Origin of the sequence: Pseudomonas sp. Root71 (genome assembly GCF_001429045.1) — a bacterium.
GTDB classification, from domain to species: domain Bacteria; phylum Pseudomonadota; class Gammaproteobacteria; order Pseudomonadales; family Pseudomonadaceae; genus Aquipseudomonas; species Aquipseudomonas monachiensis.
This window is the reverse complement of record NZ_LMHY01000029.1, coordinates 172,485-195,870: the sequence shown is the minus strand read 5'-3', so window position 1 is coordinate 195,870 and position 23,386 is coordinate 172,485. Positions and strand designations below refer to the sequence as shown.

General features: G+C 60.4%; 18 protein-coding genes and 1 pseudogene. 15 read left to right on the top strand and 4 right to left on the bottom strand.

What is annotated here, in order from left to right; genetic code table 11:
- Window positions 1–9: 9 nt before the first annotated feature.
- The 12 genes and pseudogenes from ASD95_RS30015 to ASD95_RS24805 form a co-directional block, all read left to right on the top strand.
- Window positions 10–935 (top strand): annotated as a pseudogene (locus ASD95_RS30015) (type VI secretion system Vgr family protein); the annotation flags it as partial.
- A 1-nt stretch (window position 936) separates the two neighbouring features.
- Window positions 937–2,590, top strand: a 1,654-nt coding sequence (locus ASD95_RS24845) for a type VI secretion system Vgr family protein (RefSeq protein WP_236709762.1), incomplete at its 5' end; no start/stop codon positions are given.
- On the top strand, window positions 2,591–3,379 hold the full coding sequence (locus ASD95_RS24840) for a DUF4123 domain-containing protein (RefSeq protein ID WP_082562902.1): 789 nt from the start codon (window positions 2,591–2,593) through the stop codon (window positions 3,377–3,379).
- On the top strand, window positions 3,376–4,149 hold the full coding sequence (locus tag ASD95_RS28925; RefSeq protein WP_082562901.1) for a YceK/YidQ family lipoprotein: 774 nt from the start codon (window positions 3,376–3,378) through the stop codon (window positions 4,147–4,149). The genes ASD95_RS24840 and ASD95_RS28925 overlap by 4 nt, the downstream gene beginning before the upstream one ends.
- A gap of 141 nt (window positions 4,150–4,290) precedes the next feature.
- On the top strand, window positions 4,291–4,824 hold the full coding sequence (locus tag ASD95_RS24835) for a DUF3304 domain-containing protein (protein ID WP_056722578.1): 534 nt from the start codon (window positions 4,291–4,293) through the stop codon (window positions 4,822–4,824).
- An 85-nt stretch (window positions 4,825–4,909) separates the two neighbouring features.
- Window positions 4,910–5,437: a DUF3304 domain-containing protein gene (locus ASD95_RS24830; RefSeq protein ID WP_056722576.1), complete on the top strand. Its 528-nt coding sequence runs from the start codon at window positions 4,910–4,912 to the stop codon at window positions 5,435–5,437.
- A complete protein-coding gene (locus ASD95_RS24825) occupies window positions 5,425–6,468 on the top strand; it encodes a DUF2235 domain-containing protein (protein WP_082562900.1) in 1,044 nt (347 codons plus the stop codon). The genes ASD95_RS24830 and ASD95_RS24825 overlap by 13 nt, the downstream gene beginning before the upstream one ends.
- The gene (locus tag ASD95_RS28920) at window positions 6,461–6,997 is read left to right on the top strand and encodes a DUF3304 domain-containing protein (RefSeq protein WP_082562899.1); all 537 of its coding nucleotides are present in this window, start codon (window positions 6,461–6,463) and stop codon (window positions 6,995–6,997) included. Before ASD95_RS24825 ends, ASD95_RS28920 begins: the two co-directional genes overlap by 8 nt.
- A complete protein-coding gene (locus tag ASD95_RS24820) occupies window positions 6,985–9,315 on the top strand; it encodes a T6SS phospholipase effector Tle1-like catalytic domain-containing protein (RefSeq protein ID WP_056722574.1) in 2,331 nt (776 codons plus the stop codon). Before ASD95_RS28920 ends, ASD95_RS24820 begins: the two co-directional genes overlap by 13 nt.
- Window positions 9,312–9,575, top strand: coding sequence for a PAAR domain-containing protein (locus ASD95_RS24815; protein WP_056722572.1), 264 nt, complete (start codon window positions 9,312–9,314; stop codon window positions 9,573–9,575). The genes ASD95_RS24820 and ASD95_RS24815 overlap by 4 nt, the downstream gene beginning before the upstream one ends.
- A gap of 140 nt (window positions 9,576–9,715) precedes the next feature.
- The gene (locus ASD95_RS24810) at window positions 9,716–10,705 is read left to right on the top strand and encodes a hypothetical protein (RefSeq protein ID WP_056722751.1); all 990 of its coding nucleotides are present in this window, start codon (window positions 9,716–9,718) and stop codon (window positions 10,703–10,705) included.
- Window positions 10,698–14,066 (top strand): ImcF-related family protein, encoded by a 3,369-nt coding sequence (locus ASD95_RS24805; protein WP_056722748.1) that lies wholly within the window; start codon window positions 10,698–10,700, stop codon window positions 14,064–14,066. The genes ASD95_RS24810 and ASD95_RS24805 overlap by 8 nt, the downstream gene beginning before the upstream one ends.
- A gap of 159 nt (window positions 14,067–14,225) precedes the next feature.
- Here ASD95_RS24805 and ASD95_RS24800 read toward each other — a convergent pair whose 3' ends face one another.
- Together ASD95_RS24800 and ASD95_RS24795 are read right to left on the bottom strand one after the other, a co-directional pair.
- Window positions 14,226–15,407 carry an acetyl-CoA C-acyltransferase family protein gene (locus ASD95_RS24800; protein ID WP_056722571.1) on the bottom strand — a complete coding sequence of 394 codons (1,182 nt, stop codon included), beginning with the start codon at window positions 15,405–15,407 and terminating at the stop codon, window positions 14,226–14,228.
- Window positions 15,404–16,186, bottom strand: coding sequence for an enoyl-CoA hydratase-related protein (locus ASD95_RS24795; RefSeq protein ID WP_056722569.1), 783 nt, complete (start codon window positions 16,184–16,186; stop codon window positions 15,404–15,406). Before ASD95_RS24795 ends, ASD95_RS24800 begins: the two co-directional genes overlap by 4 nt.
- 217 nt (window positions 16,187–16,403) lie before the next feature.
- On the opposite strand from ASD95_RS24795, the gene ASD95_RS24790 reads away from it, so the two are divergent.
- From ASD95_RS24790 to ASD95_RS24780, 3 genes are read left to right on the top strand one after another with little or no spacing between them, the layout of a single operon-like run.
- Entirely contained in the window at window positions 16,404–17,510 is a 1,107-nt protein-coding gene (locus ASD95_RS24790; RefSeq protein WP_056722567.1) for a polyamine ABC transporter substrate-binding protein, read from the top strand.
- Between the two features lie 39 nt (window positions 17,511–17,549).
- Window positions 17,550–18,968 (top strand): aminotransferase, encoded by a 1,419-nt coding sequence (locus ASD95_RS24785; RefSeq protein WP_056722565.1) that lies wholly within the window; start codon window positions 17,550–17,552, stop codon window positions 18,966–18,968.
- A complete protein-coding gene (locus tag ASD95_RS24780; RefSeq protein ID WP_056722563.1) occupies window positions 18,965–19,873 on the top strand; it encodes a LuxR C-terminal-related transcriptional regulator in 909 nt (302 codons plus the stop codon). Before ASD95_RS24785 ends, ASD95_RS24780 begins: the two co-directional genes overlap by 4 nt.
- Window positions 19,874–19,991: 118 nt before the next feature.
- Here ASD95_RS24780 and paaZ read toward each other — a convergent pair whose 3' ends face one another.
- The gene (gene paaZ, locus ASD95_RS24775; protein WP_056722561.1) at window positions 19,992–22,061 is read right to left on the bottom strand and encodes a phenylacetic acid degradation bifunctional protein PaaZ; all 2,070 of its coding nucleotides are present in this window, start codon (window positions 22,059–22,061) and stop codon (window positions 19,992–19,994) included.
- 58 nt (window positions 22,062–22,119) lie between these two features.
- A complete protein-coding gene (locus ASD95_RS24770; RefSeq protein ID WP_056722559.1) occupies window positions 22,120–23,373 on the bottom strand; it encodes an OprD family porin in 1,254 nt (417 codons plus the stop codon).
- Window positions 23,374–23,386: the final 13 nt, after the last annotated feature.

Genomic DNA, 23,386 nt, shown 5'->3' with positions numbered 1-23,386 from the left:
GTCAGCTTCTTGAAAGCTTCCCGGCGCTCGAGCGAGGGAGGCAACGAAGCCTCCCCGTCCGCTTCAACAGCCCAGGGAGGCCTGATTTTGTCCAACGCACCGCGTACCTTTTTCGACCACAGCCGCCACACACTCTGGGTCCGGGAGCTGGACGCCCCCCTCGACGTCCTGGCCTTCCACGGCGAAGAACACCTCAGCCAGCCGTTCAGCTACTACATCGAGTTCACCTCCAGCCAGCTCGACATCGACGCCGAGCTCATGCTTGGCCAACAAGCTAGCTTCAGCCTGCACGCGCTACCGGAAAAGCTCTCGTCGCTGATCTTCGAACCGTCCGAGGTCAAGCCGCTGCGCAGCTTGCACGGGGTGATCGGTGGCTTCAAACGCCTGTCCGGTTCCGTCGACGAGGCACGCTACGAAGTCACCCTGCAACCGCGTCTGGCGCTGCTCGCGCGGGGCCGGCAATACCGGATCTACCAGCACCGGTCGGTGCCGGAAATCGTCGAGCACATCCTGCGCAGTCGCCACGATTTCAGGGGCCAGGACTTCCTCTTCCACCTGCACCGCGAATACCCCCGGCGCGAGCAGGTGATGCAATACGGCGAAAGCGACCTGGCCTTCATCGCCCGGTTGCTGGCCGAAGTCGGCATCTGGTACCGCTTCACCAGCGACGAACGCCTGAGTATCGACGTCGTCGAATTCCACGACTCCCCGCGCGCCTACCAGTTCGACGTCGAACTGCCGCTGCGTCCGCTCTGCGGGTTGAGCAGCAGCGGTGAGGACAGCGTCTGGGCCTTGCAGTCGGAACACCAGGTGGTGGAGCAGCACGTGAACATCCGCGCCTACCACCACCGTGACGCCCGCGCGTACCTCGACGGCGACATCGACCAGACGCGCGGCGCCAAGGGCACCTACGGCGAGGCCTATCACTACGCCGANCGCCTACCACCACCGTGACGCCCGCGCGTACCTCGACGGCGACATCGACCAGACGCGCGGCGCCAAGGGCACCTACGGCGAGGCCTATCACTACGCCGAACCCTACACCGCGCTCGGCGACCGCCATGCCTTCCCCGAAGACGTGCAGTGCGAAAGCGGCTACTTCTATGCGCGCCTGCGCCACGAGCGTTACCTCAACCGCCGCACCCGCCTTTGCGGCATGAGCAGCAGCGCCCGCCTGGCGCCAGGCCAGGTACTGGAAGTCACCGACGGCGCGCCCCAGGCCTTCGCGCCGCGGGCGGTGATCATCGCGCTCAAGGCCGGCGCCGCCCGCGACCGCAGCTTCGAGTGCAGCTTCCAGGCCATCCCCTATGCGCAGACGGTGTGCTTTCGCCCTGATGTGCCGCCAAAACCCTTGATCGCCGGCACCGTGCCGGCCCGGGTGACCAGCGCGCAGGCAAACAACCCCTACGCCGATACCGACGCCGAAGGCCGCTACCGGGTGCAATTCCTGTTCGACCGCGACACCTGGGACGCCGGTCGCGAAAGCACCTGGCTGCGCCTGGCCCGGGCATACGCCGGCGACACCCACGGCCTGCACCTGCCGCTGATCGCCGGCACCGAAGTGGCGGTGGCCTTCGAACAGGGCGACCCGGACCGGCCCTACATCGCCCACGCCTTGCACGACAGCCAGCACCCCGACCACGTCACGATGTACAACGAAAAGCGCAACGTGCTGCGCACCCCGGCCAACAACAAGCTGCGGCTGGACGATACCCGCGGCCAGGAGCACATCAAGCTCAGCACCGAACACAGCGGCAAGAGCCAGCTCAACCTCGGGCACGTGGTGGATGCCGAGCGGCAGAAGCGCGGCGAGGGTTTTGAGTTGCGCACCGATGCCTGGGGGGCGATTCGGGCGGGCAAGGGGTTGTTTATCAGCTCCGATGAACAGAGCAAAGCCCAAGGGCAGGTGCTGGAGATGGGGGCCGCATCCAGCCTGATCGAGGGGGCGAAAGGGCAGATAGCCTACTGGCAAGATATCGCCCTGGCCCACCACAGCCGCCAGCCCACTCTCGACGGCTTGCAGCAGTTGCAAACCGCCGCGAAAGACCTGGCCGACGCGGCCATCTTGCTCAGCGCACCCAAGGGCATCGGTGCGGTGACCCCGGCCAGCCTGCTACTGAAAAGCGGCGACGCGCTCCACCTGCAAAGTGACGACGACATCAATCTGGCCGCCGTCCAGCGACTTTTAGCCCACGCCATTCAAGGCATCTCCCTGCTGGCCCAGCAGGGAGGCCTGCGCGTGGTCTCCGTCAAGGGGCCGCTGGAAATCGAGTCCCACGACGATCTACTGAATCTGATTGCCCAACTGGACGTCACGATGCAGTCGGTGCAGGGGCATCTGCTGTTCACGGCCAAAAAAGGCATCACGCTGGCCAGTGGAGAAAATTTCATCCGCATCGATCCGAACGACGGCATCACTCAGGAAAGTTCCAGCAAGCTGACGTCTCGGGGGCAGCATATCTGGGAGGGACCTGGCGGCCAGAGTTTTCCGTTGATGGTGTTGCCGAAGTCGGTGTGTGAAGAGTGCCTGAAAATTGCTCAAGCCGAGGCGGCGGGCGCAGTGATGCGCACGACCAGTGGGGGACGATAAATGCAAGAAACTTATGAACAGTGGCTCGACCAGTTGGAAGGCCTGTGCCGTGCAGCGGACCTCGATCATGTTGATTTAATCGTCGACCAAGCGGGCTCCGATGTTTCCCTGCTACCAGCACTCGAAGCCATCGAGCCAGCCATTCCCTGGTTTTCATTTTTCAGCACAACGCCGGAGGAGACGTTGTTGCCTCAGGCGCCGATCCTGATGCGCATCAGTCTGGACGATTGGCACCACAAAGCCTGGCTGGAAGAAATCATCGAGCAGATGGGGCACATGCCGAGACTCATGTTGTTGATTTCCCCCATCCCGTTCGATGTTCTGACCAAGACCCTGCAAGGACTTTCACAGCTTGAATGGGGAGGAGAGTCTGGCTTGCTGCGTTTCTACGATCCGCGTGTGCTACCGCAATTGTTGGCAAGCGTCCTGGATCCGGAACAGAAACAACGGTTTCTGAGCCTGGCGCTGTTCTGGAGTTGGCTGGATCGGGATCAACGGATTGCCTGGCAACCGGGCACCTATGGCTCGGATCAGGTACTTGGAGAAGCAAACACTCCGGTTGAGTTGACGGATGCGCAGTTTGATCGGTTGGGCTGCATCAGTGATGCGCAAAAGTTGCTCGGGTTTGCAGTGAAAGCGTTTTCACAACTATCCAGTGAGGAGTGTTTTTCTCGCTGTTACCACGTTGTGCTTCAAGCAAGTTGCGAAAATTATTTCGGGGGTTTGAATGCTTGTGCGGTGGACAAATTTGCTGTGTTGTCTGGTGCGAGTGGAGAGGAGCAAGAGTGACTAAATTTATAGCGAAATTAATATTGGTGGGGCTGCTTGTCTCATCTCTTATGGGGTGCGGAACAAATGCGGCACGGATTGAAAACTTGGGTTTTGCCAGCGATGCAGATTATTACAGGGGGGTAGTAACAGATGTTCAGGTACTAACATTTAATGCGGATCTTGCATCCGTGCTTTGTTATATAACAATTATTTGTCCGGTTGTCGTGCTGGCCAGTATTCCAGTCGATCTGGCGGTCGATACGCTGAGCATTCCCCATGACTACGCGCGTGCAGATAGAACAGAAGAAATGACTGATATCCAGGCGAGAATGGAGCCGAATCATGGGTATATTAAGTTTGACTTTGGTGGTTCAAAAAGCTTCCGAACTTCTGCGCAATCAATTAGGTATGGGGTGGAGTATAAGAATGACACTAAAAAAGACCTGAGGTTATATGTTGATGGTGCTCCCCTTGTTGACTCTTCGATGACGGCTTATATACCGGCCTTCAAAGGATACTTGCCTGATTTAATGTGGATGTATTATGGAGAGCGTTATGATGATGTAAAGGTTAGGTTTGTTTTTCCAGATAAGCTTTCTGCGTCTTCTGTCAACAGCTCAAAAGTAAACGATTGGCTGCATTCAAATAACAATACTTTTGTTTTCTATGATGGTAGGCATGGGGTAGAAGACAAGGAAAGTAAAGTTTCAATTTCGCCAACTATAAAATATCCGGATGTAAAGTTTTCGGTTGAGCCACGCTGGCGTCCAAGCTCACATACTTATTAAGTGGGCGGGTTATCTGTGGTTTAAGGGGTGTCTGTATCTATGCGTAGCCAATGTGTTTGTTGCAGGTATATGTAGCTTTAAGCGAAAAAATTTTCATTCCGGGTGTTTGTCGTACGCGACTTAATAAACAGGGAGCGTTTAATGGGTAACGAGAAAGGGAAGGCTGGGCGGCAATGGGCTGTCGGTAGTTTGCTGTTGTTGCTGGGCGGGTGCTCTCCGGGGGCTCCGAAGTTCCTGGCCGGAGATTTGAACGGGGTTAATCACACGTCGGCGGCTATTAATTACTTCATGGTGAATGGCTATGGAGGAGGGAATGCCAGTCCTAATGGATACGGGGGTGGAGTGTGTTGTGTGATGTTGCCCAGCCAATGGTCGCCGGGTTTGAAGTTCAAAGTGGAGTGGGAAGCCGATCCGAATCCAAACGCAAAAATAAAACGCAAAACATCGGGTTATGGATTCGATCCAGATGCATACGATCAGCATAAAGCCAAGTACCAGCAACACACTGCCATTGTGGAACTTCCGCCTTATGAAGACGAACTGTGTGCGTTGGAAGTGCATTTTCTGCCGTGTCATCAAGTCAAGGTGTCCACTTCCTGTTGGGCTTATCCCTCACCCAATAGTCCGATCAAAGAGCCAATAAAAATGAAGGAGCCTGCCGTATGTCCGAAGTAAAGACCCGTGATGCCGTAGGTAGTGAACGAAAGTTGCCTGCCGCAGGCATTTTTCGTGCGCAGCTTAATAAACAGGGAGGCGTTTAATGAGTAATGAGAAAGGGAAGGTCGGGCGGCAATGGGCTGTCGGTAGTTTGCTGTTGTTACTGGCCGGGTGTTCTCCGGGGACGCCGAAGTTCCTGGCCGGGGATTTGAACGGGGTTAATCACACGTCGGCGGCGATCAATCATTTTTCCGTAAATGGTTATGGTGGAAGAAACATCTCTCCGTTTGGTTATGGAGGGGGAGTGTGTTGTGTGATGTTGCCCAGCCAATGGTCACCGGGTTTGAAGTTCAAAGTGGAGTGGGAAACTGATTCTGATCCTTATGCTAAATCCCCTCCATTGGGAACCGATGAGTTTCGGGCCTTTATGGTCAAGCATAAAGCCAAGTACCAGCAACACACTGCGATTGTGGAACTTCCGCCCTATGAAGACGAACTGTGTGCGTTGGAAGTGCACTTTCTACCTTGTCATCAGGTCAAGGTGTCCACTTCCTGCTGGCGCTACCCGTCACCCAACAGTCCGATCAAGGAACCTCTGAACATGCAGGAGCCAGCCGTATGTCCGAAGTAAAGAATCGTGATTCCGTGTATGTCCCGTCCCTGTTTCCCAAGGAAGGGCGGTTGCCCAGCGATCCAGCAGTTGTGAGGGACAATTACGATCGGCAAACGGCCGAAGTGGAGTTGTACCGTCAGCAGTTGAATGCCCAACGCGGGTTTCGCGGCGCTTCCACCTGCGCGCGTGCCCTGCACATCAGCCTGTTTTTCGATGGCACCAACAACAACGAGCCCTACGATACCCGCGAGGCCAAACCGCCCCACCCGACCAATATCGCGCGGCTGTTTCACGCCAGTCTGGATCAACCGGAAAACGGTTATTTTGGTTACTACATCCCCGGCGTGGGCACCCCCTTTCCCGAGATTGGCGAACTGGACTTCAGTATCATGGGTATGGCGTTTGCCAACCGGGGCGAGGACCGGATCAACTGGGGACTGCTGAGAATCGCCGACGCGTTGTCTTTTGCGTTAGATAACAAGAAGGGCTTGGCGCTCCCGGTCGCCCAGACCAAGCTCAAAGCCATGGCCACCACCTGGCCCATGACCGCCTTGGGCAAAAGCAGCCGCCGCCAGGCCATGGTTTCGCTGCTGGAGCCGTTGCGGGTCAAGGTGTCGACGGCGCAACCCACGGTGCTGGCGATCAAGTTGTTCGTTTATGGCTTTTCCCGGGGGGCCGCCGAGGCGCGCACCTTCATCACCTGGTTGAGCGAGTTGTTTGACACGCCGCAAGGCGCCGAGCTTCCAGAACAAAAGCTCCTTGGCCTGCCATTGAGTATCGAATTCCTTGGTTTGCTGGATACCGTGGCCTCGGTGGGCAGCGCCCGTGCCGCGCCCTTCGCCGAAGGGCATATGGACTGGGCCGATGGCACTCAATCACTGCCCGATGTCGGGCGTTTCCCCGAATGGATCAAGGACTGCCGGCACTTCGTCGCCGCCCATGAGAAGCGTCTGTGTTTCCCGTCTCAAGAAAAGGTAGTGAACGAAAGTTGCCTGTCGCAGGCATTTTTCGTGCGCAACTTAATAAACAGGGAGGAGTTTAATGAGTAATGAGAAAGGGAAGGCTGGGCGGCAGTGGGCTGTCGGTAGTTTGCTGTTGTTGCTGACCGGGTGCTCTCCGGGGACGCCAAAATATTTGGGCGGTAATTTGAATGCGGTTAACCATACGTCCGCAGCCATCAATAGTTTTTCGGTAAATGGTTATGGGGGGGGCAATGCCAGTCCTAATGGATACGGGGGGGGAGTGTGTTGTGTGATGTTGCCCAGCCAATGGTCGCCGGATTTGAAGTTCAAAGTGGAGTGGGAAACTGATCCAGCCCCCTATGAAAAAATTAAACGTAAACCCGATGGGTTTAATTTTGATGAATCTGCATTGGCTAAACATGAAGCCAATTACGGAAGACACACTGCCATCGTGGAGCTTCCACCATATGAAGCAGAGAATTTGTGTTCGTTAAAAATTCATTTTTTACCTTGTAATCAGGTTAAAGCTACCACTGCCTGCATGGCTTATGGTCAACCTGCCTATCCGATCAAGGAACCTCTGAACATGCAGGAACCAGCCGTATGTCCGAAATAAAGAATCGTGATTCTGTATATGTCCCGGCCCTATTTCCCAAGGAGCGGCGTTTACCCAGCGATCCTGAAGCGGTAAGGGAGAATTACCAACGGCAAACGGCTGAAGTGGAGTTGTATCGCCAGGAGTTAAATGCCCAGCGCGGATTTCGTGGGGCTTCCACGTGCGCGCGCGCGTTGCACATCAGCTTGTTTTTCGATGGCACTAATAACAACGAGCACAACGACACTCGTGTGGCCGAGCCGCCACACCCGACCAATATTGCACGGCTTTTTCACGCCAGCATTCTTCAGCCGGAAAGCGGTTATTTCCGCTATTACATTCCTGGCGTGGGCACCCCCTTTCCCGAGATTGGCGAACTGGATTTCAGTACCATGGGTATGGCGTTCGCCAACCGGGGCGAGGACCGGATCAATTGGGGATTGCTTCAGATCGCAAACGCGTTGTCCGTTGCACTGACTAAAGATGATTTATCGCTGACCACGATGCAGACCAAGCTCAAAGCCATGGCCACCACCTGGCCCATGACCGCATTGGGCAAAAGCAGCCGCCGCCAGGCCATGGCTTCGCTGCTGGAGCCGTTGCGGGCCAAGGTCGCGACGGCGCAACCCAAAGTGCTGGCGATCAAATTGTTCGTCTATGGCTTTTCTCGCGGCGCCGCCGAGGCGCGTACTTTCGTCACCTGGTTGAGCGAGCTGTTCGATACCCCGCAAGGCGTCGAACTCCCGGAGCAAAAGCTGTTGGGCCTGCCGTTGAGCATCGAATTCCTCGGCCTGCTGGACACTGTGGCCTCGGTGGGCAGCGCCCGTGCCGCGCCCTTTGCCGAAGGGCATATGGACTGGGCTGATGGCACACAGTCACTGCCGGATGTCGCGCGTTTCCCTGAGTGGATCAAGGACTGCCGGCACTTCGTCGCCGCCCACGAGCAGCGGTTGTGTTTCCCGCTGGACTCGATCCGTTATGCCGACGGCCGTTACCCGCCCTATGCCACTGAAGTGGTTTACCCCGGCATGCATTCGGACGTTGGCGGTGGATACCCACCTGGGGATCAGGGCAAGGCCCGCGGTGGGGCGGGCGAGTTGTTGTCGCAGATTGTTCTGCATGACTTGTATGCAGCGGCCTTCTCGGCGGGCGCGCCATTGACTGTGTCCGAAGCAATAGTCCCGGATGACCTTCGACAAATTCAACCGACACGAGCCATGTCGACGGCAACCGAAAAAGAGTTTGCACTGGACGATTCGCTCATCAACCGCTTCAACGCCTGGCGCACCACCCTGGGCTTGGCCGAAGACCCTGCCTCAACTCCAACCACCAGCGAACCCCTACGCCTTGGCCACAACCTGGAAGACACCATGGCCGCGCAACTGGCCTGGCTCACTGGTTGGCGAATCGAGCGATTCGCCCGGGGCAGTTATGCCAATCAGCCTTTTTACGGCCAGGCCGTGCAAACCAACGCGACCCTGCAAGCCGAGCAGAAAGCCCAGCGTCAGATGGATACGAAGAAGGCCAAAGGGGCCCGCGCGGGCGTTCGAGGCCAACCCGTCGAAACGCAAAATCTGGCCGCCCTTGCCGGCCCACCGCCTTACGAACCAGTGCTGGACCAGCAGCAAATCCGCGAGGCCGCCGTCGAGTTCGAACACGACTATCAGCAGTGGCGCCGAGATCAGACCAGCTTTGGGGGATTGGTATTCGATGGCGTGCTGAGGGACACGGTGTATCTGCTCAGCGAGGATGACGAGCAGCGCGAGTACGCGCAGATCAAGGCGGCCGGAGAGTTGCGCGCCAAGGAACTGTTCATCGAACGTAGGGACAATCGGTTTGAAGTGAGTGACTCAGCGTCGATCGCTGCGGTAGTCGCCATGTTCGACGATCAGGTACACGACTCCCGCGCCTGGTTCCTGCATGACTTCATGAATTCGCGGGAGATGTTTGGTGATTACTTCCGTTATCGCGCGGTGTATTTCGGCGATGAATCCAACAAGCGCTGGACGCCGGTCGTGGTGGCGGGACGCGTGGTGGGCATTGCCCTGGTGTTGGGCGGGGCGTACAGCATTCGTCGTTACGGCGGCAAAGCCTTTGCCGGGACGATGGTCGCGGCATCAGTGGGTTATCAGGTGATCAACGCCGCCACGGGCGAAGTGGAACCCTTCCTGCCGGGCGCGGAGCAGATCCTGAAATCGACGTTGGCCATCGGCCAGGTCGTGGCGCAGCAAAAGCAGGCCATTGTCAAAGCCGAAGACGCGCTGCGCATGGAGAAGATGCTCGACTACCTGACCCGCAGTGGCGGGTTGGTCGAGCGGGTGAAGGAGGTGGTGTCTTGATGCCCTTGGTGCGTAGGGGCGATCCGCTGCGCCCTTATGGCGGCGAGGTGCTGGAAGGTCACTTCGAAGCCTTCGGCATGCCGGTGGCTTGCATGGGTGACAAGGTGCGCTGCGACAAACACGGCACGACGCGTATCAGCGAGGGTGCCTCGGGGTTCACCATGGAAGGCAAATTGTTGGCGCTGGATGGCTACCGCTGTGACTGTGGTTGCCGGTTGGTCAGCACCCTGGCGGTTTCCTCCATGGGGGTGGTGCCATGAATCGGCCGCCGGAGTACCCCGAGGTAGTGGCGCCAAGTGTTCCACAGTGGCGGCGCTGGTGGCTGGTTTTACTGTGGCTATGGGGCCTGCAGGCGGCCGCCTTGCTCACGCTGTGGCCTGAGGATCAGCCACGGCTGGAGCTGTGGTTATGGAGTGCCGTGCTGCCGTTGTGTTGGGCGTTGGCATTGGCCCTGCGCGTGTTGGCATGGCAAATCGGCCTGTTTGGCAACGGCGTGTATCACCGTAGCGTGGACGCCGCGGTTCAGCGCTGGTGGCGGCGCCGCAGTCTGGGTTTGCCGGTGCAGCAGGTGTGGTTGATTGGTCCAGCGGGCGATGTCCAGGACAATTACCAAGGGTTGATGGCAGGCACCTCTTTGCCGAAGCCATCGAAACTGCGGGAGGCCTCACAGGTACGGTTTTGTTGCCCGCTTTCGCTGACCAAGACCACCCTGCGCGCACCGGCCCTGGCTCGGTATCTGGCTCGGATGACCCTTGAACTCCCGGAATTGAAAGAACGTTGGCCGGCATTGCGAGGTGTTGCCTGGATGGGGGATGAGAGCAGCCAGACCGCCTTCACAACGGCACTGGGCAAGGGGGGAGTGGTGCTGCCCGAAGCACGCTTGCCTTTGGACGATCTGACCGATCTGGACGCTCTGATCGATGCCTTTTTCCACGATTGTCGTGACAAGGATGATTGGGTGCTGTGCGCTGGCGTGATCTCGGTCGAAAGTGCTGAAGGCACAGAACTGCCCGGCGAGGCGGGCTTTCTCTGGCTGGTGAGTTCGCAGGGGCGCCAGGTGTTGCACCGGGGAGAGTACTTGAATGAGACGCACCAGACAGCTGTAGGCCTCTGTACACAAATGCAGCGATATGCCGGGATCGACTCGGCCCCCCCAACCTGCCTTGCAATGGATAAGGAAAGCCAGGAAGCCTTCGTGGAAGGCGGGTGGTCGGCTGGCGAACATCAATTGGCAAGACACTGGGGGGGACTGGCGCATATCGCACCATTCATTGGTATGTCCCTGGCGCTGTTACAGGCGGGGAAGGCCGGACAACCTTGCGGTTGGCTGAGTCAGGATGGAAACAAGCGATTGGCTATTGGAATGGCGGTGCCTCATGGCAATGAATAACGCAAAGTACAAGGGTTCTTTGATTCGCGTGGGATTGGGTTATCTGCTGATCCTGGCATTACTGGTGATACTGGGTTGTCTGCTGTATGCCTTGAGCGGCACTCACTTCGGCTGGCCGCAACTGTCGCTCAAAGACTTGGCGCTGCGCGGTTTCGGCATCTGGTTTGCCATCGGCTGGACCTGCCCGACCATTCTGCTGGCCTGGGATCGGCTGGCAGGGACTCGGTCGAATCGGATAATCGGAATGGTCGCTGAAACACCGGTTTCACCCTTGAGCAAACCGAGCGATTCCCCCGACATTTCCTGGTTCCCCGAATTAAAGGAGCACCTGCGCGAGAACTACAGTTTTCTCAAACGGCCAAAGGTTCGCTTTCTGTTGGTCGTCGGCGAACCCGAGCAGGTCGAAGCCATCGCCCCCAAACTGGCAGTACAAAAATGGCTGGAAGGTCACGACACCATCCTGCTTTGGGGCGGTAGCCTGCAAAGCAAATTCGATGATTCACGCCTCGAAGCGTGGCGCAACCTGACCCGCTGGCGCCCCCTTGACGGCGTCATCTGGGCCCTCGACAAACCACAAAGCGCCGACCCCCGCGCCATGGACCATGGCATACGCCACCTGCAAACCCTGGCCCACAAGCTGCGCTGGCAGTTACCGCTGCACCTGTGGCAGGTCTGCGACAGTCAGTGGGACCAGAAAACACGCCAGACCCAGGCGGTGGGTTGTCTGTTGCCGACACGGTTGACGCCGGTGGCCGTGGAGAATGCTCTGCAAGACCTGTTGGAACCCCTGCGCGACTCCGGATGGGCGCAGATGCATGGAGCCATTCATCATGACTTCCTGCTGCGCCTGTCCCGCGATTTGCAGGTCGAGGGCATTGCCCGTTGGCGGCAGGCGCTGACGCCGTTGTTCCGGGTGTTTGCCCGTGGCGTGCCGTTGCGCGGGTTGTGGTTCAGCCTGCCGGTGCCGGGTGGCGAAGAAAAAAAGGGAAATACTGAGCACTTTTGGCACGCCACACCGCCCTGGGAGGGCGTGCTCGGTGACAAGACTGTTCACCGTCGCCGTTTGGGCTGGGGCGCCACGCGGATCAGTTATTCACTAGCAATGGGGCTGGCGCTGATCTGGGGCGCCGGCCTGCTGCTGTCCTTCGCCAGCAACCGCGTGCACATTGCCCAGATGCAGAGCACGTTGGTCTCTCTCGAACAGTCGCAGAGCCCCGACGAACAACTGCTGGCGTTCAACGAGTTAACCCGTGAACTGGGGCGCCTGGATTACCGCGCCGCGCACGGCACGCCCTGGTACCTGCGCTTCGGCCTCAACCAGAACGACCCATTGCTGGAGACGCTGTGGCCGCGCTACGTCGACGCCAACCAGCGGTTGCTGCGCGACCCGGCCGTGGCCAGGCTGCGGCAGCAACTCAAGGCGCTGATCCAGTTGCCGCCGGACAGCCCCGAACGCGCCAGGCGTGCCCCGCAAGCCTACGCGCAGCTCAAGGCCTACCTGATGATGGCGCGCCCGGAGAAAGCCGACGCGGCTTTCCTCGCCAAGGTGCTGGTCGAAACCCAGGCGCAGCGCGCCGACATGACGCCGGGGCTCTGGCAGGGCCTGTCACCCGGCCTCTGGCAGTTTTATGCCGAGCAACTGGCGGCCCATCCGGCCTGGCGTATCGAGGCTGACCCGACGCTGGTGGCCCAGGCCCGTCAGGTACTGCTCGGCCAGCTTGGCCAGCGCAATGCCGAAGCCAGCCTGTACCGCCAGGTGCTCGATGCGGCGGCCAATCACTACCCGGCCCTGGGCTTGCAGCAGATGGTCGGTGACACTGACGCCCGCGCGCTGTTCGCCACCACGGCCAGCGTGCCCGGGGTGTTCACCCGCCAGGCCTGGGAGGGTCAGGTCCGCCAAGCCATCGACGAGGTGGCCGAGGCCCGCCGCGAGGAGATTGACTGGGTGCTCAGCGACAATCCCGCCAGCCTCGCCGCCGACTTGAGCCCGGAGCAACTCAAGGAACGCCTGACCGAGCGCTACTTTCAGGACTACGCCAGCGCCTGGCTGGACTTCCTCAATCGCCTGGACTGGCAACCGGCAGGCAGCCTGGATCAGGTGATCGACCAGTTGACCCTGATGAGCGACGTGCGCCAGTCGCCGCTGATCGCGCTGATGAATACCCTGGCGTATCAGGGCCAGGCCGGCACTCGCGGCCCGGCCCTGGGTGCGTCGTTGATCCACTCCGCGCAGAAGCTGATGACCCAGGACAAGGTGCCGCTGATCGACCAACAAGTCCGCGGCGCGAGCGGTCCGCTGGACGCCACCTTCGGTCCGCTGCTGGCGCTGTTGGGCAAGGAGGCCGAAGGCAAGAACGACAACGACCGGCTGAGCCTGCAGGCCTTCCTCACCCAAGTCACCCGGGTACGCCTGAAGCTGCAACAGGTAAGTAGCGCCGCCGATCCGCAGGAGATGACCCAGGCCCTGGCGCAAACCGTGTTCCAGGGCAAAAGCGTCGACCTCACCGACACCCGCGCCTACGGCAGCCTGATCGCCGCCAGCCTGGGGGCGGAGTGGGGCGGGGTCGGCCAGACCCTGTTCGTGCAGCCGCTGGAACAGGCCTGGCAAAGGGTGCTGCAGCCGTCGGCGGCAAGCCTCAATCGCCAGTGGCAACGGGCGATCGTCAGCGACTGGCACGGCGCGTTTGCCGGGCGTTACCCGTTCGTGGCGACCACCAGCGATGCGTCATTGCCGATGCTTGGGCAAATGATCCGTGCCGACTCCGGGCGCATCGAGCAGTTCCTGCAACAGCAACTGGGCGGTGTGTTGCGCAAGGAAGGCCAGCGCTGGGTGGCCGACTCGCGGCACAGCCAGGGCCTGCGCATCAACCCGCGGTTTCTCGCGGCGCTCAATCAGCTCAGCCACCTGGCCGATGTGCTGTTCACCGACGGCGGTCTCGGCCTGGGCTTCGAGCTACGGGCCAAGCCGGTGCGCGACGTGGTGCAGACCACCTTCATCCTCAACGGCGAAAAACACCACTACTTCAACCAGAAGGAAAGCTGGCAACGCTTCAGCTGGCCAGGCTACAGCGACCGTCCGGGGGTGAGCCTGACCTGGACCAGCGTGCAGGCCGGCGAGCGTCTGTTTGGTGATTACCAGGGTACTTGGGGCTTGATCCGCCTGCTCGAACAGGCTCGGGTCACCACGCTGGACGACGGCGACAGCCACTACCGCATGGTGCTCAAGGCCCCGGACGGCCTGGGCCTGACCTGGCACCTGCGCACCGAACTGGGCGCGGGACCGCTGGCGCTGCTCAAGCTGCGCGGCTTCAAGCTGCCGACGCAGATTTTTCTTGCCGAGGGTGAAAAGGTGCCGCGCTGATTTCGACCCCTGGCAACATATTTGTTGGTGAAGCGTGCGATGGAGTGGGTCAGGTAGTTGATTTTTACTGCCGGTGGTCAGGTAGCAAACAATCGGCTCGCGGAAATGTAAAAAAGGCCGGTGATCTGCGCGATCACCGGCCTTTTTTACAGCTGTTGCTTAGACGCGTTCAAAAATCGCCGCAATCCCCTGGCCACCACCGATGCACATGGTCACCAGCGCGTAACGGCCGCCGGTGCGGTGCAGTTCGTGGATGGCCTTGGTGGCGATGATCGCGCCGGTTGCGCCTACCGGGTGGCCCAGGGCGATGCCCGAACCGTTCGGGTTGACCTTGGCCGGATCAAGATCGAGTTCCTGGCTGACGGCGCAGGCCTGGGCGGCGAAGGCGATGTTGGCTTCGATCACGTCCAGGTCGGCGACGGTCAGGCCAGCGCGCTTGAGCGCCAGGCGGGTGGCCGGGATCGGGCCCAGGCCCATGAACTCAGGTTCGACGCCGGCGTGGGCGTAGCTGACCAGGCGGGCGAGGGGTTTCAGGTTGTTGGCCTGGACCGCGTTGCCGCTGGCCATGACCAGTGCGGCGGCGCCGTCGTTGAGGCCCGAGGCGTTGCCGGCGGTGACCGAGCCGTCCTTCTTGAACGCAGGCTTCATCGCCGCCAGCTGTTCCAGGGACGTGGCGCGCGGATGCTCGTCGACGCTGAACAGTTTGACGCCTTTGCGATCCTGGATTTCCACGGTCGCGATCTGCTCGCTGAAGTAGCCGTTGGCAATCGCGTGGGCCGCGCGTTTCTGGTCTTCGAATGCCAGGGCGTCCTGCATTTCGCGGGTGATGCCGTTGCGTGCGGCGACGTACTCGGCGGTGATGCCCATGTGGATGCCATGGAAGGGGTCATGCAGGATGCCGAGCATGTAGTCGATGACCTGGGCGTTGCCCATGCGCGAACCCCAACGGGCGGATGGCATCAGGTACGGGCCGCGGCTCATGGATTCGGCACCGGCACCGACGACGATGTCGGCATCGCCGAGCATCAGGGTCTGGGCGGCGTTGATGATCGCTTGCAGGCCCGAACCGCACAGGCGGTTGACGTTGTAGGCCGGGGTTTCCTTCGGAATGCCGGCGTTCATCGCCGCGACGCGGGAGATGTAGGCATCGCGGGTTTCGGTCGGGATCACGTTGCCCATCACCAGATGGCCAACGAGCGCCGGGTCCACGGCGGCTCGCTCCAGGGCGGCCTTTACGGCCGTGGTCGCGAGGTCGGCCGGTGGCACGTCCTTGAGCGAACCGCCGAATGTACCGATGGCGGTACGGGCGGCGCTGACGACGTAGATTTCTGGAGTGTTCATGGCTGGTTTCCTTTCGGTGGATTCTTATCTGTACTGCGATTGAGCAGGGCGTTCAAGGCGGTTTTCGCCTCGTCGGTGTTCAGGCGCTGGATGAACAGCGTGTTTTCTTCGCGCAGGGTGGCTTCCAGTTCGGCCAGGGAAGCCTGTTTCATCAGCTGCCGGGACTGGCGCAAGGCTTGCTGGGGCATGGCCAGGAAGCGCTGGGCGATTTTTGTCGCCGCCGCCAGGCATTGTTCGCCGTCATCGAAGGCTTCGTTGGCCAGGCCCCAGGCCACCGCTTCGTTGCCGTCCAGGCCGTTGCCCAACAGCAGCAGGCTCGCGGCGCGGGCGTGGCCGAGGCGGCGGGGCAGCAACAGGCTGGCGCCGAATTCGGGGCACAGGCCGATGTTGACGAACGGCATGCGCAGCTTGGCGTTGCGGGTGACCAGTACCTGATCGCAATGCAGCAGCAAGGTGGTGCCGATGCCGATGGCCGCCCCGCAGACTGCCGCGATCAGCGGTTTTTGCAGGCGCGTAACGACCTTCATCAAATAGAACGCCGGGGCGTCCAGATGAGTGGGCGGATTTTGCAGGAAATCCACCAGGTCGTTGCCGCTGGTGAAGCACGCCGGGCCACCGGTGAGGATGATCACGCCGGTCTGCGGGTCTTCGTCGGCGGCCAGCAACAGCTCGGCCAGTTGCGTGTACATAGCGTTGTTCAGTGCGTTGAGCTTGTCCGGACGGTCGATGGTCAGCGTCAACACGCCGTCGCGTTGCTCGTGTTTGATCAGGTCGGTCATCGCAGGCTCTGCAGGGTCGGTTCAGGGCTGCCACTTTAAGCGCCGGACAAACTCCGGATCTATGGCAAAACGGGTCAACTGCACTGCCGCTTTTTGCCATGCCGGTGCGCCAAAAAGCGACACACACCCATTCGGGGTATGGCCGCGCCCGGCGAATCGACCAATAGTGAGGGCATCCGCTCATCCAGAGCCGAACTCGCTATAAGGTGCATTTGCTATGGGCAAGACGCTGCTTAAGGTGATTTCCAGTCTGTTTGTTGTACCGCTGACCTTTCATGCCTACGCCGCCGAGGTGGACGGCAGTAATACGCTGCGGCTGTACAACTGGGCGGACTACATCGGTGAAAAAACCATCGCCGATTTCGAAAAGGCCAGCGGTATCAAGGTGGTCTACGACACCTTCGATTCTTATGAAACGGTACAGGCCAAGCTGCTCACCGGCCACTCCGGTTATGACCTGATCGTGTTGAACGCCTCCCTGGCGCCACCGCTGATCAAGGCCAAGGTGTTCCAGCCGCTGGACAAGAAGCTGCTGCCGGGCTGGACCAACCTGGACCCGAAAGTCTTGGAGGATCTGCAAGGGTATGACCCGGGCACCGCCTACTCGGCGCCTTATACCTGGGGCAGCAACGGCGTCACCTACAACGTCGACAAGATCAAGGAACGCATGCCGGACGCGCCGATCGGCTCGCTGGCGATGATCTTCGACCCCAAGATCGTCTCGCGCTTCGCCGATTGCGGCGTGACCCTGCTCGATGCCCCGACCGAAGTCATCCCCATGGCCCTGAAGTACCTGGGACGCGACCCGAGAAGCGCCGCACCGGAGGATCTGAAAGCCGCCCAGGACTTGCTGCTGTCGGTACGGCCGTACATCCGCAAGTTCGACTCGGTCAATTACCTGACCAGCCTGCCCAACGGCGACGTGTGCATGGCCATGACCTGGTCCGGCGACTACGCCACCGCCATGGCCCGCGCCGCGGAAGCCAAGAAGAAGATCGACCTGGCCTACTTCATCCCCAAGGAAGGCTCGCTGATCTGGTTCGACAACCTGTACATCCCCGCCGACGCGCCCCACGTCGTCAATGCCCACAAGTTTCTCGAGTACCTGATGCAGCCGCAGGTGATGGCGGACGTGAGCGATTTCATCAACTACGCCAACAGTAACGCCGCCGCCACGCCGTTGTTGAACGCCGATGTGCGCAACAACCCGGCGATCTATCCCGATGCGCAAACTCGCGAGCGGCTGTTTCCGCAGAAGACCCAGGACGCCAAGGACATGCGGGCGATTACCCGGGTCTGGAGCACGGTGAAAAGCGGCATCTGATGGGTTCGATCGTTAGTCATTTCGATTAGAGGTTTATTTATGGCAACGCCTACACGCAGCGTTTTTTCCCCAGCGGACGAGTCCCGGCTGGTCAAGGCCGACAAGGCTCACCATATGCACGGCTATCACGTGTTCGACGAACACGCCGAGCAGGGTTCCTTGAACATCGTCGCAGGCGATGGCGCCTATATCTACGACACCCAAGGCAACCGCTTTCTCGATGCGGTGGGCGGCATGTGGTGCACCAACATCGGTTTGGGCCGTGAAGAAATGGCCGAGGCCATCGCTGACCAGGTCCGTCAGTTGGCCTATTCGAATCCGTTTTCCGACATGTCGAACAACGTGGCGATTCAGCTGTGCGAAAAACTCGCAAGCCTGGCCCCCGGCGACCTCGACCATGTGTTCCTCACCACCGGCGGCTCCACCGCCGTGGACACTGCCTACCGGCTGATCCAGTACTACCAGAACTGCCGTGGCAAACCCGAGAAGAAGCACGTCATCGCACGGTTCAACGCCTATCACGGCTCCACCACCCTGACCATGTCGATCGGCAACAAGGCGGCCGACCGGGTGCCGGAGTTCGATTACGCCAACCCGCTGATCCACCACGTCTCCAACCCCAACCCGTACCGCGCCCCTGATGGAATGGACGAGGCGCAGTTCCTCGAGTTCCTGGTCAAGGAATTCGAAGACAAGATCCTCTCGATTGGCGCGGACAAGGTCGCCGGGTTTTTCGCCGAGCCGATCATGGGCTCGGGCGGGGTGATCATTCCGCCCCAGGGCTATCTCAAGCGCATGTGGGACGTCTGCCAGCGCTACGACATTTTGTTCATCGCCGACGAAGTGGTGACCTCGTTCGGGCGCCTGGGCAAGTTCTTTGCCTCTTATGATGTGTTCGACGTGCAGCCCGACATCATCACCACCGCCAAGGGCCTGACCTCGGCCTACCTGCCACTGGGTGCGTGCATCTTTTCCGAACGCATCTGGAAAGTCATCGCCGAACCGGGCAAGGGCCGCTGCTTCACCCACGGTTTCACCTACAGCGGGCATCCGGTGTGCTGCACGGCGGCGCTGAAGAACATCGAGATCATCGAGCGGGAAAACCTGCTGGCCCATGTCGATACGGTGGGCGCTTATCTGGAGGAGCGCCTGGCAACCCTGCGAGGCTTGCCGCTGGTGGGGGATGTGCGCTGCCAGAAACTCATGGCCTGCGTGGAGTTCGTCGCCGATAAACGCACCAAGGCGCTGTTCCCCGACGAGATCAACATTGGCGAGAAAATCCATGTGCGGGCCCAGGCCCGGGGCTTGCTGGTGCGGCCGATCATGCACCTCAACGTGATGTCGCCACCATTGATCCTGACGTTTGCCCAGGTCGATGAAATCGTCGAGACCCTGCGCGAATGCATTCTGGAGGTGGCCGCCGAGCTTGAAGCGAGCGGACAGTACGCGGGCCAATGATTTCGTCAGTCAGGCTGTTACCAAGGGCTTGTCCAGCCGCTAGACTGCGGGGCATGAGCAAACCAGACGACGATACGCTGATCGCGGTGCCCTTCGGGGCATTGCACAAATGGCATGGGGGAATGCGCGAGGCATTCGCCCATGTCGATGAGCCCGACGCCCTGCAACACCTGGCGTCAGCGTTGGCGCAACTGGTGTCCGTCGAGTCGATGATGATCAGCCTGGAGCGCAAGGACCGCGCGCCCCAGTTGCTGCATCAGCGCGGGATCGCCCAGGAGTATCAGGTGTCGATCCTGGAACGCTATTTTGCCGGGGGTTATTTGCTCGACCCGTTCTGCCTGGCGGTGGAGCAGGGCTTGGCGCAAGGCTTCTACCACCTGGAAGAAATTGCGCCGGACAACTTCTTCGACAGTGACTACTACAAGTCTTACTACCTGAAGGCGGGCTGTTCGGAAGACAGCTACTACATCGTCGATACCGGCAATGACACGAAGATTTCCGTCAGCCTCTATCAGGGTTTCGGTGGTGAATGCCTGAGCGCCGAACAGCTGAATCTGCTGCGCGCCGTGGAACCGCTGGTGCGCGAATTCATCAGCGAATTCAGTCAACGGGGCATGCTACGCAGTCGCGAGATCCAGTGCGATAAAGACCAGGGCCTGCGCGATGATCTCAAGCACCGGGTGCAGTCGGCGTTCGAGCATTTCGGTAGCGACTTGCTCACTGAACGTGAGCGGCAAGTGGCGCATATGGTGTTGCGCGGGCATTCGGTGAAATCCACGGCCAGCCAGATGAACATCTCACCGGAAACCGTGCGCATGCACCGCAAGAACCTGTACCTGAAACTGGAAGTGGGATCGCAGTCGGAGTTGTTTGCGCTGTTTATCGAGTGGTTGCGCAGGCATTAACAAGCAAAAGATCGCAGCCTGCGGCAGCTCCTACACCGATCCGGTACAACCGCCATTTCGCGAATGCACCCAATCCCTGTAGGAGCTGCCGCAGGCTGCGATCTTTTGACTTTAAGGATTAGTCCTCACGCTTGACCACCAAAGTCAAAATGTCATAACTGGCTACCAACTCACCCAACTGGTTGGTCACTTCCACATCCCAAGCCACCACCCCTTGCGGAACGCCTTGCGGGCTCTTCTTGCCCTGGTCGATCTTGCGTTTGCAGGTCAGGCGCGCCTGGATGGTGTCGCCGATGCCGACCGGGTTGATGAAGCGCAGGGTGTCGAGGCCGTAGTTGGCCAGCACCGGGCCGACGCCAGGGGAGACGAACAGGCCGGCCGCCGCCGACAGTACGAAGTAGCCGTGGGCGATGCGCTTGCCGAACTGCGATTCCTTGGCGGCGATGTCGTCGAAGTGCATGTAGAAGTGGTCGCCCGACAGGCAGCCGAAATTCACCAGGTCCGCTTCGGTGACGGTGCGGCGGTGAGTCAGCAGCGATTCGCCGATCTGCAGGTCCTGGAAGTGGCGACGGAACGGATGTACCTCGGTCTCGATGACCTTGGCCCCGCGCACGTACTCACCGGTGACCGCCGCCAGCATGGTTGGCGAACCTTGCACCGCCGCGCGTTGCAGGTAGTGTTTCACCGCGCGCAGGCCGCCGAGTTCTTCACCACCGCCGGCACGCCCCGGGCCGCCGTGCTTGAGTTGTGGCAGCGGCGAGCCGTGGCCGGTGGATTCGCCGGCACAATGGCGATCCAGTACCAGCAAACGACCGTGCCAGGCCGCCGCGACCGGGATGGCCTTGGCGGCGATTTGCGGATCCTTGGTCACCAGGCTGGCCACCAGGCTGCCTTTGCCGCGCGCGGCCAGGGCCAGTGCTTCGTCCAGATCGTCGTAGGCCATCAGGGTGCTGACCGGGCCGAACGCTTCGATGTCGTGGGCACCGCCCTCGGCATGGGGGTCGCGGGCCTGCAACAGGGTCGGAGCAAAGAACGCGCCTTTGTCGACATTTTCACCACGGGGTTCGAAACCATCGCGGGCACCGAACAGCATGTCACTGCTCTGCAACAGCGCTTCCAGGCGTTCGGCCACGTCTTTGTGCTGGTCGTGGGAAGCCAGTGCGCCCATGCGCACGCCTTCCACCGACGGATCACCGACCACCACTTTGGCCAGGCGATCACGCAAGCGGGTAGCAACTGCATCGATGTGTTTGGCCGGCACGATGGCGCGGCGGATGGCGGTGCATTTCTGCCCGGCCTTGGTGGTCATTTCCCGGGCGACTTCCTTGATGAACAGCTCGAACTCTTCATCATCCGGGGTCACGTCCGGGGCGAGAATGGCGCAGTTCAGTGAGTCGGCTTCGGCGTTGAACGGCACCGAATTGCGGATCAGGTTCGGGTTGACCCGCAGCTTGGCCGCGGTGTCGGCGGAACCGGTGAAGGTCACCACGTCCTGGCCTTGCAGGCGGTCAAGCAGGTCGCCGGTGCTGCCGATGATCAGTTGCAGGCTGCCCGCCGGCAGCAGGCCGGATTCGTCCATCAGGCGCACCACGGCTTCGGTCAGGTAGCTGGTGGCGCTGGCCGGTTTGACGATGCACGGCATGCCGGCGAGGAAGCTCGGGGCGAACTTTTCCAGCATGCCCCAGATCGGGAAGTTGAACGCGTTGATGTGCACCGCCAGACCGCCGCGAGGCACCAGAATATGAGTGCCGGCGAAGGTGCCCATTTTGCTCAGCTGCATGGCCGGGCCTTCGTGGACAATATTGCCCGACGGCAGCTCCCGCGAACCGAGGCTGGCATAGGTAAACAGCGTGCTGTTGCCGCCCTCGATGTCGATCCAGCTGTCGGCGCGGGTCGCGCCGCTGTGGTGGGAAATCGCGTAGAGCTGTTCTTTGCGCTCGCTCAGGTACAAGGCCAAAGCCTTGAGACGCTGGGCGCGTTGCTGGAAGTCCAGCGCCATCAAGCCGCTGATGCCCTGGCGACGGCCATGTTCGATGGCCTCGGCGAAGTCCGGGCGCTCCTCATGGGTGCGGGCGATTTCATGGCCGTCAATGGCACTGCGCAGCACTTGTGCGCCCTGTTGGCCGATCCAGCGACCGGCGATGAAACTCTGCAGGGTAGGGGCATGCAGGGTAGGGGCGTGAGACATCACGATTGCTCCTGGTTATGAAGGGGTGTGGCGCGGTCGCGACCGCGCCATTCGGGAATTACCAAAGCGCCAGGGTGTAGCCGACGATCAGCCGGTTTTCATCCAGGTCGGTCGTCAAGCCATTGCCGGAACGGAAGGTCACGTTGCGCCAGCGCAGGCTGACGTTCTTGAACACACCGCTCTGGATGACGTAGTTGATATCGGTGTCGCGCTCCCATTCGCTGCCGTTGTCGACCCTGCCCGCGTTGACATGGCTGCCGTCGGTGTAGCGGGTCATGAAGGTCAGGCCGGGAATGCCTTGCGCCGCGAAGTCATAGTCGTAACGCAGCTGCCAGGAATCCTCGTCGGCGCGGGTAAAGGTGTTGAAGGTCACCAGGTTGACCACGTACGGATCGCCGCCGTTGAGGAACGGAAAGGCGCTGTCGCCGGACAATTGCTGGTAGGCGGCACTGACCTTGTGGGCTCCGTGGGACAGCGTGAACATGCCGTTGAAGTTGCGGTTGTCGATGCGCCCGGCCCGTTCGGCGCCGTCGCCCCGGCTGTCGAAATAACGCAGGTCGCTGCGCAGGTTGAAGCCGTTGCCCAGCGGTTGCGTATGCACCAGTCCGGCGAATTGCTGGCGATAGATCTGGTCGAGCTTGCCGTAGTAGTAGCTCAGGTTCAGTTGCGGACTGAACGCGTAGCTGCCGCCGCCGAAGTCGAAGCTATCGCTGGTGGCGGCGGCGTAGCCGATGTCATCGTTGCTGGAGGAGTCGCGCAGGTTGGCCTTGGTCAGGCGTCCGGCATTTACCGTCAGGCCGTCGATTTCCTGGCTGGTCAGCAAGCCACCTTCAAAGGTCGAGCTCAACAAGCGTGTGTCGTTGTAGGTCACCACTGGCAACAAGGGTTGCAGGGTGCCGAGCTTCAGCACGCTTTTGGAGACCCGCAATTTGCCGGTCAGGCCCAGTTCGCTGTAATTGTCGTCGGGCTCATGGCTCTGCGGGCCGAACGGCAGCAGGCCGGTACCACGGCGGTCGGGACTGGAGTCGAGCTTGAGCCCCAGCTCCCCCAGTGCGTCGAGACCGAAACCGAAGGTGCCGTCGGTGAACCCGGACTCAATGCGCGCAGTGAATCCCTGGGCCCATTCTTCGGCCTTGGATTGCGGCGCGTTGTCCTGACGGAAGTCACGGTTGATGTATTGGTTGCGCATATCAATACGGGCCTTGCTGTCGCCGATGAAGTCGGCCATGGCGCTGGGGGCGATCATGGGCAGAGTCAATGCGGCGGCCAGTGAAAACAGTGATGGGTAAGACGTGGTACGTGCGGGTGTCATTATTTTTATTCCC

Bases quoted from the DNA above. Each gene is read 5' to 3' on its own strand.
- ASD95_RS24840 (WP_082562902.1), top strand. From the start codon at position 2,591: ATGCAAGAAACTTATGAACAGTGGCTCGACCAGTTGGAAGGCCTGTGC.
- ASD95_RS24835 (WP_056722578.1), top strand. From the start codon at position 4,291: ATGGGTAACGAGAAAGGGAAGGCTGGGCGGCAATGGGCTGTCGGTAGT.
- ASD95_RS24830 (WP_056722576.1), top strand. From the start codon at position 4,910: ATGAGTAATGAGAAAGGGAAGGTCGGGCGGCAATGGGCTGTCGGTAGT.
- ASD95_RS24825 (WP_082562900.1), top strand. From the start codon at position 5,425: ATGTCCGAAGTAAAGAATCGTGATTCCGTGTATGTCCCGTCCCTGTTT.
- ASD95_RS28920 (WP_082562899.1), top strand. From the start codon at position 6,461: ATGAGTAATGAGAAAGGGAAGGCTGGGCGGCAGTGGGCTGTCGGTAGT.
- ASD95_RS24820 (WP_056722574.1), top strand. From the start codon at position 6,985: ATGTCCGAAATAAAGAATCGTGATTCTGTATATGTCCCGGCCCTATTT.
- ASD95_RS24805 (WP_056722748.1), top strand. From the start codon at position 10,698: ATGAATAACGCAAAGTACAAGGGTTCTTTGATTCGCGTGGGATTGGGT.
- ASD95_RS24800 (WP_056722571.1), bottom strand. From the start codon at position 15,407: ATGAACACTCCAGAAATCTACGTCGTCAGCGCCGCCCGTACCGCCATC.
- ASD95_RS24795 (WP_056722569.1), bottom strand. From the start codon at position 16,186: ATGACCGACCTGATCAAACACGAGCAACGCGACGGCGTGTTGACGCTG.
- ASD95_RS24790 (WP_056722567.1), top strand. From the start codon at position 16,404: ATGGGCAAGACGCTGCTTAAGGTGATTTCCAGTCTGTTTGTTGTACCG.
- ASD95_RS24785 (WP_056722565.1), top strand. From the start codon at position 17,550: ATGGCAACGCCTACACGCAGCGTTTTTTCCCCAGCGGACGAGTCCCGG.
- ASD95_RS24780 (WP_056722563.1), top strand. From the start codon at position 18,965: ATGATTTCGTCAGTCAGGCTGTTACCAAGGGCTTGTCCAGCCGCTAGA.
- paaZ (WP_056722561.1), bottom strand. From the start codon at position 22,061: ATGTCTCACGCCCCTACCCTGCATGCCCCTACCCTGCAGAGTTTCATC.
- ASD95_RS24770 (WP_056722559.1), bottom strand. From the start codon at position 23,373: ATGACACCCGCACGTACCACGTCTTACCCATCACTGTTTTCACTGGCC.